Raw genomic sequence first — 562 nt, 5'->3', positions numbered from 1 at the left:
CGCCTTCACCTTCTCCTTCGACGATTTCATCATCGCCTTCTTCGTCGCCGGCGCGCAGACGACGCTGCCGATCTATGTCTTCGCGTCGATCCGGCGCGGCGTGACGCCGGAGATCAACGCCATCGCGACGATCGTGCTCGTCGCTTCCGTGCTGCTCGTGGTGCTTGCCCAATGGCAGTTGCGCCAGCGCAAGCCGTCGAACTGAAAGCCGCATCATGATCCTCAAAGACCGCATCGCCGTGGTGACAGGCGCCGGCTCCGGCATCGGGCGCGCCGGCGCCATGATCATGGGCAGGGAAGGCGCGGTGGTCGTCATCGCCGACAGGGATCAGGCCGCCGGCGAAGCAACGGCTTCGGACATCCGCGCGGTCGGTGGCCAAGCCGAGGCGATCACGACCGATGTCGCTGATGATGCGGCGGTCGAACAGCTCATTGCCGGCACGCTCGACAGGCATGGGCGCATCGACATCCTGCACAATCACGCCGGCATCCAGATCGGCGGCACGCTGACCGAAGTGGAGGTCGGCGGCATGGATGCCTCGTGGCGGGGCAATGTTCGGGG

Annotated in this window: 1 protein-coding gene and 1 pseudogene; both read left to right on the top strand. The window is 66.0% G+C overall.

Annotated features, from left to right (window positions below; translation table 11 throughout):
* Positions 1-205: pseudogene (locus EN969_RS34445) on the top strand (ABC transporter permease); the annotation flags it as partial.
* Positions 206-215: 10 nt separating this feature from the next.
* A partial coding sequence (locus tag EN969_RS34440) for an SDR family NAD(P)-dependent oxidoreductase (RefSeq protein WP_127419950.1) occupies positions 216-562 on the top strand: 347 nt, incomplete at its 3' end.

It is taken from the genome of Mesorhizobium sp. M7A.F.Ca.CA.003.01.2.1 (assembly GCF_003998945.1).
GTDB lineage: Bacteria > Pseudomonadota > Alphaproteobacteria > Rhizobiales > Rhizobiaceae > Mesorhizobium > Mesorhizobium ciceri.
This window is presented reverse-complemented; position numbering and strand designations above follow the sequence as displayed.